General features: G+C 74.7%; 7 protein-coding genes, 1 tRNA gene and 1 pseudogene. 1 reads left to right on the top strand and 8 read right to left on the bottom strand.

Annotation, left to right across the window (positions count from 1 at the left end):
• Positions 1 to 36: 36 nt before the first annotated feature.
• Positions 37 to 870: a Bax inhibitor-1/YccA family protein gene (locus B1205_RS17970; protein WP_089156656.1), complete on the bottom strand. Its 834-nt coding sequence runs from the start codon at positions 868 to 870 to the stop codon at positions 37 to 39.
• A 112-nt stretch (positions 871 to 982) separates the two neighbouring features.
• A tRNA-Leu gene (locus tag B1205_RS17965) sits at positions 983 to 1,063 on the bottom strand.
• A gap of 90 nt (positions 1,064 to 1,153) precedes the next feature.
• On the opposite strand from B1205_RS17965, the gene B1205_RS17960 reads away from it, so the two are divergent.
• Positions 1,154 to 2,995 carry a hypothetical protein gene (locus B1205_RS17960; protein ID WP_089156655.1) on the top strand — a complete coding sequence of 614 codons (1,842 nt, stop codon included), beginning with the start codon at positions 1,154 to 1,156 and terminating at the stop codon, positions 2,993 to 2,995.
• A gap of 48 nt (positions 2,996 to 3,043) precedes the next feature.
• Here B1205_RS17960 and B1205_RS17955 read toward each other — a convergent pair.
• The 6 genes and pseudogenes from B1205_RS17955 to B1205_RS17930 form a co-directional block, all read right to left on the bottom strand.
• A pseudogene (locus B1205_RS17955) lies at positions 3,044 to 4,323 on the bottom strand (NAD(P)/FAD-dependent oxidoreductase).
• 102 nt (positions 4,324 to 4,425) lie between these two features.
• Positions 4,426 to 4,986, bottom strand: a complete 561-nt coding sequence (locus tag B1205_RS17950) for a hypothetical protein (protein WP_089156654.1) — start codon at positions 4,984 to 4,986, stop codon at positions 4,426 to 4,428.
• Positions 4,983 to 6,344 carry a DUF58 domain-containing protein gene (locus B1205_RS17945; protein ID WP_089156653.1) on the bottom strand — a complete coding sequence of 454 codons (1,362 nt, stop codon included), beginning with the start codon at positions 6,342 to 6,344 and terminating at the stop codon, positions 4,983 to 4,985. The genes B1205_RS17950 and B1205_RS17945 overlap by 4 nt, the downstream gene beginning before the upstream one ends.
• Entirely contained in the window at positions 6,344 to 7,303 is a 960-nt protein-coding gene (locus B1205_RS17940; protein WP_089156652.1) for an AAA family ATPase, read from the bottom strand. The genes B1205_RS17945 and B1205_RS17940 overlap by 1 nt, the downstream gene beginning before the upstream one ends.
• On the bottom strand, positions 7,303 to 7,884 hold the full coding sequence (locus tag B1205_RS17935; RefSeq protein WP_089156651.1) for a hypothetical protein: 582 nt from the start codon (positions 7,882 to 7,884) through the stop codon (positions 7,303 to 7,305). Before B1205_RS17935 ends, B1205_RS17940 begins: the two co-directional genes overlap by 1 nt.
• On the bottom strand, positions 7,881 to 8,621 hold the full coding sequence (locus B1205_RS17930) for a DUF4129 domain-containing protein (RefSeq protein ID WP_089156650.1): 741 nt from the start codon (positions 8,619 to 8,621) through the stop codon (positions 7,881 to 7,883). The genes B1205_RS17935 and B1205_RS17930 overlap by 4 nt, the downstream gene beginning before the upstream one ends.
• Positions 8,622 to 8,630 lie beyond the last annotated feature (9 nt).

Raw genomic sequence — 8,630 nt, 5'->3', positions numbered from 1 at the left:
CGCGGCAGGCGGGCGTCGCAGGGCGGGCGCGGACGGTCAGTCGTCGCCCTGGAAGTAGCTCAGCAGCCGGAGGATCTCGATGTAGAGCCAGACCAGGCCGACCACGATGCCGAACGCGGCCGTCCAGGCGTAGCGCTGCGGGAGGCCCATCCGGACCCCCTCCTCGATGTCGGCGAAGTTGAGCACGAAGCTCAACGACGCCACCACGATGCAGACCAGACTGAAGCCGATCGCCAGCGGGCTGCCGTCGCGCAGGTGCGTGTTCACGCCGAACAGCGCCAGCACCAGGTTGACCAGCATGACGCCGAACAGGCCGGCGATGACCGCCACCATGATCCGGGCGAACTTCGGGGTGGCCCGGATGATCCGCGCCTTGTAGATGATCGCCATCAGGAAGAAGACGCCGAAGGTGCCCGCCACCGCCTGGAGCACGATGCCGTCGTAGAGCGACTCGAACGCCTTGCTGACCATGCCGACGAAGACGCCCTCGACGATCGAGTACGTCACCACGAGCGCCGGGTTGGCGATCCGCGAGAACGAGATGATCAGGCCGAGCACCAGGCCGACCACGGCGGCGCCGATCCAGGCGACGCCGACCAGCGAGTCCGGCACGAGCACCCAGGCCGCGGCGGCCGAGGCACCGAGGATGGCGAGCATGAGGACCGTCTTGACGACCACGTCGTCGAGGGTCATCGGGGTCACGGTGGGCGGGGCCACCGGCTGGCCGTAGCCGCCCGGGTAGGGCTGCTGCGGCGGGTACTGCTGGGGGTATCCGGGCTGACCGTACGGCCCGGGCTGGGCGTACCCGGCCGCCCGCTCACGCTCGGCCGCCTGGCCGAGCCGGGCGAGCACCGGGTTCGAGGTCTTCACTTCTCAGGCCTCCCTCAGGGGGTCGTTCGCACGTGGAACGTGCGTCTCCAGGGTAGACGGGGTGACAACACCTCGCGTGGCGCGAAGCTGTGGGAACGCTGAGAGTTCTCGGTGCCCGGGGCGGGGGTCGAACCCGCACGCCTTGCGGCAGCCGCTTTTAAGGCGGCCGTGTCTGCCGTTCCACCACCCGGGCGGGTGACACCGGCGCGTCGACACGCGGCGGTGCAGATCTCACCGTAGCGGCTCCGGCGTCGCCCGGCGTACCCCGGCGGGCCTGGCCGATATGGTCGAGGCCGTGACCAGCGCCGCCGGCACGGCCTCCGGACCCGACCGTGACCAGGCGGTCCGCCCCGCGCCGGCCGCCGGCCCGGCGCGTGCGGCCCGGCTGCGGGCGACGGCCCGCCGGCACCGCGCGGACCTGCTGGCCGGGCTGGTGTTCGCGGCGTTCGCCGGGTGGCTCACCCACGGCCTGTGGCCGGTGCCGGGCGCGCGGATGCTCGCGCTCAACCCGGCCGACCAGATTCTGTACGAGTGGTTCCTGGCCCTGGACGCGCGGGCCCTGCACGGCGACTTCAGCCTGGTCACCGACCGGCTCAACGCGCCGGACGGGGTCAACCTGATGGCCAACACCTCGGTGGTCGCGCTGGGGGTGCTGTTCGCCCCGCTCACCCTGGCCGTCGGCGCGCCGGTCACGTTCGCCCTGCTCGTCGCCGGCAACCTGGCCGGCACGGCGCTCGCCTGGTACCTGCTGTTCACCCGGACGCTGCGCGCCCACCGGCTCGCCGCCGGCCTCGGCGCGGCGCTCTGCGGCTTCGGGCCGGGCCTGGTCTCGCAGAGCAACGGCCACCTGCACATGACCGCGCAGTGGCTGGTCCCGGTGCTGGTCTGGCTGGTGGTCCGGCTGCTGCGCGCCGCCGACCCGGCCGGGCGTCCGGGCGGCCCGGACCGTCGCCGGGCGGCCTCCTCGGCGATCGGGTTGGCCGCCGTCGTCACCGTCGGAGTCTTCGTCGGTGAGGAGGTGCTCCTGCTCACCGCGCTCACCCTGGCCGTGGTGGCCGTCGCGTACGGGCTGGCCGAGCGGGAGCTGGCGCGGCGGGCGCTACCCGGGTTCGCCGCCGGCCTGCTCGGCGCGGCCGGGCTGGCGCTGCTCGTGCTGGCGTACCCGCTCCGGGTGCAGTTCACCGGCCCGTGGGGCGTCCCCGACGGGATCTTCCCGCCGGCCTACTTCCCGGCCGACCTGGCGAGCTGGACCCGGTTCTCCGCGCTGACGGTGGCGGGCCGCCCGGAGGCGGTCCGGCTGACCACCGGCCCGGCCGAGTTCACCACGTTCCTCGGCTGGCCGTTGCTGCTGGTCGCGGTCGGCTGCGCGGTCTGGCTCAGCCGGCGTTCCCTGGTGCGCGCCGCGGTGACCGGGGCGTTGGTGATGGCGGCGTTCGCGCTCGGTCCCGACATCGTGGTCGACGGGGTACGAACCGGCGTCCCCGGCCCGTACGCGCTGCTGGCCGGCCTGCCGGTGGTGGACGGCGCGCTGCCGACGCGCTTCGCGCTGGCCGTGCCGCCGCTGCTCGGCGTCGTGCTCACGCTGGCCGTGCACCGGGCGCTGCACGAGTCGGGTCCGGTTCGCCGGCTGGTCCCATTCGCGGTCGGCGCGGCCCTGCTCAGCGTCTTCCCCACCCCGCTGCCCACGATGGACCGGCCGCCGCTGCCCGCGTTCGTCGCCGACGGGCACTGGCGGCAGTGCGTACGCCCCGGTGGGGTGCTGGTGCCGGTGCCCACGGCCACGCCGACGGACCCGGGGCCGATGCGGTGGGCCACCGCCGCCGGCGTCGCCTTCGGCATGCCGGAGGGCTTCTTCATCGGCCCGTACGGCCCCGGTGGGTCGGCCGCGTTCGGCACCTGGCAGCGCCCGACCTCGGCCCTGCTCGCCGACGTGGCCCGGCGGGGCGTGCGGCCGGAGATCGGTGACCGGGAGCGCCGCGCGGCCCTCCGGGACGTCAGCTTCTGGGGCGCGTCCTGCGTCGCGCTGACCGACGACGCGCCCCACGCGGAGTTGCTGCGCGGCACCCTGGTGGAGCTGTTCGGTCCGGGCGTCCGGCTCGCCGACGCGTGGACCTGGCGGTTCTGAAGCGGCGAAGGGCCCCCCGCGTGTGCGGAAGGGCCCTTCGCCGGACGCTCAGACCCGCGCCGCGCGGGCCGGCGGCGCGGACGCCTCGGCGAACTCCTCACGCGGGTCGTGCAACTGGCCCAGCGCGACCACCTCACGCTTGAGGAAGAACGCCAGCGACCAGTCGACCACCACCCGCACCTTGCGGTTGAACGACGGGATCCGGGACATGTGGTACGTCCGGTGCATGAACCAGGCCGGCCAGCCGGTCATCTTGATGCCGTAGACCTGCGCCACGCCCTTGTGCAGGCCGAGGCTGGCGACGCTGCCGACGTGCTTGTGCTTGTAGTCGACCGGCTCCCGCCCGCGGATCACGTTCGCGATGTTGTCGGCCATCCGGGCGGCCTGCCGCACCGCGTGCTGCGCGCTCGGCGAGCAGAAGTTGCCCGGCTCCTTGGTCAGGTCCGGCACGGCGGCGCAGTCACCGGCGCTCCACGCGCCCTCGACCACCCGGTCGCCGTCCACGACCTGGAGCGTCGGCCGGCAGGTGACCCGGCGGCGCTCGTCGCGCGGGAAGTCGGTCGCGTCCAGCATCGGCGACGGCTTCACGCCGGCGGTCCAGACGATGGTGTCGGACGGGAACTCGTCCCCGTCGGAGAGCTTCACGATGCCGTCGACGCAGGACTCCAGCCGGGTGTCCAGCCGGATGTCCATGTTCCGCTTCAGGAGCTGCTGCACCGTGTAGGCGCCCATGTCCCGGTCGACCTCGGGCAGCACCCGCTGGGTCGCCTCGACCAGCACCCAGCGCATCTCCTCCGGCTTCAGCTCCGGGTAGTAGCGCAGCGCGTCGCGGGCCATGTCCTCCATCTCGGCGAGCGCCTCGATGCCGGCGTACCCGCCACCGACGAAGGTGAACGTCAGCGCGCGGCGGCGCACCTCCGGGTCGGTCGTGGCGGCCGCCACGTCCAGCCGGTCCAGGACGTGGTTGCGCAGGAAGATGGCCNGCGGGAGACCGAGCCGGGGGCGACCACCACGTGGTCGTACGGAATTTCCCGGGCCGGGCCGCTGATCGGCTGCACCACGGCGGTCATCCGGTCGTGTTCGATGCGGGTGACCGTGCCGGCCACCACCGTGCACTTGCGCAACTCCCGCCGCAGCGGCACCACGGCGTGCCGAGGGGAGATGTTGCCGGCCGAGGCCTCCGGGAGGAACGGCTGGTACGTCATGTGCGGCTGCGGGTCGACGACGATGACCTCGGCCTCACGGGAGCTCAGCTTCTTGGACAGGCGCAGAGCGGCGTACAGGCCAACGTGCCCGGCACCCACGACAAGGATCCGCTTCGGATTCACGTCTCCATCTTTCCCCGGGGGGCTCGGGTAATCCCGCGCGAGACCCCCTTCTGTGACGGAGCACAACCGGTGTGACCTGCACAACGTGCCCGGGTCATCCCGTCATCTGCGACGCAGCAGCCACCCCAGCAGCGCGCTGAGCCCCACCGCGACCAGGAGTCCCACCACCGTCGCCGCCTGCGTGCCACCGGAGCCGCCGACCCCGCCGAGCCAGGCCAGCACGATGCCGAGCACGGCGCTGGCCAGCACCACCCCGCCGGCCCGGGTCAGCCAGCGCAGCACCAGATCCGGGTCGATCAGGCCGTCGTAGGGCAGCAGCGCGGCGAGCGCGCAGAGCGTGTGCGCCAGGTAGAGCAGCGTGGCCACGGCCAGCAGCCGCCACAGCGCCGGCGGCCGGTCGTAGCCGAGCGTGGCCAGCAGCCAGCCGGCGACCGTCACCAGCGCGGCGAACGTCGGCCAGATCCGGCGCGGCCCGGCCGCCGGCAGCACCGCGGCCACCGCCAGGGCCAGCAGCGAGCGCGGGGTGATGGCCTGCACCGGGTACGCGAGCAGGAAGCCGGCCAGCACGACGAGGAAGACGCCGCCCCGTACCAGCAGCGGCAGCGGGCTGACCCGGCTGGCCGCGTACCGCAGCCCGCGCACCCGTTCGACCACCGCGTTCACCGGACCCCCACCCTGGGCGCCGTGGCCAGTCGGGCCACGTCCCGCAGCACCTCGTCCAGGCTGCCGGCGCCGGCCCACCGCACCACCGGCACCCCGTGCTCGCGGAGCTGACCGATCATCGTGTCCCGGTCCAGCCGCCACAGCCGGTACGCCACCTCGGCCCAGCCCCGTTCCTTCGGCACCGGCAGGTCGGCCGGCAGCGTGTCCACCGCGACCACGAACCGCCCGCCCCGGGCCAGCCGGGCCAGCATCTGCGCCGACCGCTCGTCGAGCAGCGGGGTGAGCACCACCACCAGCGCGTCCGAGGAGAGCAGGTGCGGTCCGAAGACCTGGTCGTACGGCTCGTGCGGGGAGGATTCGGCCTGCACGTCGAGCAGCCACTCCAGCACGGTCAGATATTGCCGGCGACCGGTGGCGGGGCGCAGCCGCCGGGCGGCCGGACCGTATTCGAGCAGCGCCACCCGGTCCCCCCGGTGCAGGTAGTGCTCGGCGATCGCGGCGGCGGCCCGGACCGTGGTGTCGAGCACCGACGCCGGCCCGCCCGTGCCGCCGGAGCGCCCCGCCTCGGCGAGCACGTCCAGCAGCACCACCACCTCGGCGTCCCGGTCCGAGAGGGTGGCCGCCACATGGAGCTGGCGGGCCCGCAACGACACCCGCCAGTCGATCCGGCGCAGCCGGTCACCGGGGGCGAAGACGCGTACCCCGGCCAGTTCGCCGCCCTCCCCCGGCCGCCGTGACCGGTGCGCGCCGACCAGCCCGGCGGCCCGGGGCATCGTCTCCACCGCGTCGAACGGCTCGGTGCGCGGATAGACCCGGGCCCGGATCGCGTCGGTGACCACCGCGCGGGAGACCAGCAGCCCGTCGGCCGTGGCGACCCGGACGCCGGCCGGACCGAGCGGGTGCCGGCCCCACCGCAGCGCGGTGCCGGTCAGCTCCAGGTCGACCGCGCTGCCCCGGGGCACGGAGGTGACGAAGGGGCGGTCGGCGCCGCCGGAACGGCCCACGTCCAGCCCGGCGCCGCCGAAGCCGACCTGCTCCACGCGTAGCCAGCGGGACATCCGGGTCCGGACCACGGCCACGTCGTAGGAGATCTGATCCGGATTGGACACCGCCACCGTGGCCGCCATCGGCGCGCCCTCGACCAGGTGGGTGTCCGCGACGCTCAGCTCCAGCTCGGGCTGCCCGCCCGGGCGGCGGCGCAACGCGTACGCGGTGCCCAGCGCGAACGGCGTGGCGAGCACCACCAGGTCGATCCGGCCGAGCAGCACGGCCGCGACGAGCAGCACGCCGGTGAGCAGCACCGCCCGGCCGAGCGCCCAGGTGGGCGTCCAGCCGCTCGTCGGCTCGGACCGGTCCATCAGCGCCCGGCGGCGTAGCTGGGCAGCGCGCCGCTGGCCGGGGCGGGCGTCGAGTCGAGCACCTCACCGACCACGAACGTCGGATCCACCCGGCGCAGCCACATCTCCGGCCGCAGCGTGATCCGGTGCGCCAGCGCGGGAGCCGCCACCGCCTTGACGTCCTCCGGCACCACGTAGTCGCGGTTGGCCAGCACGGCCCGCACCCTCGACAGCAGCAGCAGCGCCAGCGAACCGCGCGGCGACGCGCCGACCAGCACCGAGGGGTGCTCGCGGGTGGCCGCGGTGAGCGCCACGACGTACCGGCCGACCGAGTCCTCGACCACCACGTCCTCCAGCGCCGCCTGCATGGCGCGCAGCGTGCCCGCGTCCACCACCGGCTTGATCTCGGCCTCCTCGCGGCGGCGGGCCATCCGCCGGCGCAGCACCTCCCACTCCTCGTCGTGGCTCGGATAGCCGAACGAGACCCGGAGCAGGAACCGGTCGAGCTGCGCCTCGGGCAGCGGGTAGGTGCCNGGCTCGTCGAGCCGGTAGGTCACGCCCTCCACCGACACCTGCTTCTCCTGCATCGCCTCCAGCAGCGCCGACTGGGTCTTCGGCGGCGTCCGGTTGATCTCGTCGGCGAGCAGCAGGTTGGTGAAGACCGGCCCGGCGCGGAAGGAGAAGTCGCCGCTGCTCTGGTCGTAGAGGAAGGAGCCGGTGACGTCGGCGGGGAGCAGGTCCGGGGTGAACTGGAGCCGGCGGAAGTCCAGGCCGAGCGCCTGCGCGAACGAGCGCGCGGTGAGCGTCTTGCCCAGGCCGGGCAGGTCCTCCAGCAGCACGTGACCGCCGGCCAGGATGCCGGCGAGCACCAGCTCCAGCGCCTCGCGCTTGCCCACCACGACCGTGCCGACCGCGTCCAGGACGGCCCGGGCGAGCCGGCCCACCTCGGCGGGAGCCATGCTCCGGTCCACGTCGTTCATCAGAGTTTCTCCAGTTCGGCGACGATCGCCGCGAGGTCGCGCGGCGACGGTGGGCGGCGGACGGGGGTGCCGAGGAACGTCCAGAGCGGCTCGCCCAGCAGGGCGCGGGCGCGGACCGGGTCGGACTCGCGGGTGACGCCGTGCCGCTGGCGCAACCGCTCGTCGGCCAGCTCACCGAGGCGGGGCAGCACCCGCTCGGTGAACCGCTCCCGGTTGTCGGCGCACCAGTCCAAGGGTCGTTCCCACCCGTTGATGGCGGTACGCAGCGCGTCCCGGGCGGACCAGTTCCAGGTGCCGGGCTCCTCACCGGTGGCCCTCCGGGTGCCGGCGCGCGGTGGCGGTGGGGGCGAGAGCGCGGCGGTGACCCGGCGGACGGCGAGCACCGCCAGCACGCCCGCGATGATGATCCAGAGCGGCACGCGCAGGCCGACCGCGCGCAGGCCGACCACGATCACCACCACCACGGCGGCGGTGACCGCCACCGTCCGCAGCAGCCGGCGCGCCCGCCCGCCCGAGATCCGTTCGGCGGCCCCGGTGGGCTCCTCGCCCGATCCGAGCAGGTCGTCGATGCTGGTGCTCACGCCGGCTCACCCGCCGCCGCCATCGGGCCGGTCAGTTCGCCGCGCAGCCGGCGCAGCGCCGCGCGGGCCTGGTCGCGGGTGCGCTCGTCGACCGCGTGGGTGGCGTACCGGGCCTCCCGGTAGACGTGCGCGAACTCGTCCAGCACGTCGGCGCTGGCGATCGCCGGGACGCCGGCCTCCGCATCGCCGCGCAGCAACCGGCTGACCAGGTCGGTGGGGGTGTCCCCGGTGCGCCGGGGCACGCCGGCGTCCTCGGCGGCCTCCTCCAGCCGTACCCAGCAGGCGATCACCGCGGTCCGCGGGTCGGTGGCCCGGTCGTCCAGTTCGACCAGTCCGGCGTCGAGCGCCGCCACCACCTCGCGGGCCGTCCCCTCGGCGGTACGCCGGGCGCGCCTCGTCGGCACCGCGCGGGTGGTCCGGCGCAGCGCGCCGCGTACCACGCTCCAGAGCACGTACCCGACGGCGGCCAGCACGGCGGCGCAGAGCAACGCCACGGCGGCGGTGGCCAGCCAGTCCGGCACGCCGCCCGAGGTGGACTCGGCGGCGTCCCGGGGCTCGACCGGGATCGAGGGCACGGCCTCGGGGGACGGGTAGTCCGGCACGTACGGGAGGGTGTCCGCGGCGGGCGGGATCCGGCTGGCCCCGATGGCGGAGTGACCGGCGGCGAACGCGGCGGCCGCGAGCAGCGCCGCCACCGCCGCGACCGGCCACCACCGACGCAGCACGCCGAGATCCATTCCACCGTC

This window comes from Micromonospora sp. NBS 11-29 (assembly GCF_002140155.1).
Classification (GTDB): Bacteria; Actinomycetota; Actinomycetes; order Mycobacteriales; family Micromonosporaceae; genus Micromonospora.
Note: the sequence above shows the minus strand (reverse complement) of the source record. Positions and strands in the feature narration are given on the sequence as shown.

Coding starts and splice junctions, on each gene's coding strand:
- B1205_RS17960 (WP_089156655.1), top strand. CDS start 1,154: ATGGTCGAGGCCGTGACCAGCGCCGCCGGCACGGCCTCCGGACCCGAC.
- B1205_RS17945 (WP_089156653.1), bottom strand. CDS start 6,344: ATGGACCGGTCCGAGCCGACGAGCGGCTGGACGCCCACCTGGGCGCTC.
- B1205_RS17930 (WP_089156650.1), bottom strand. CDS start 8,621: ATGGATCTCGGCGTGCTGCGTCGGTGGTGGCCGGTCGCGGCGGTGGCG.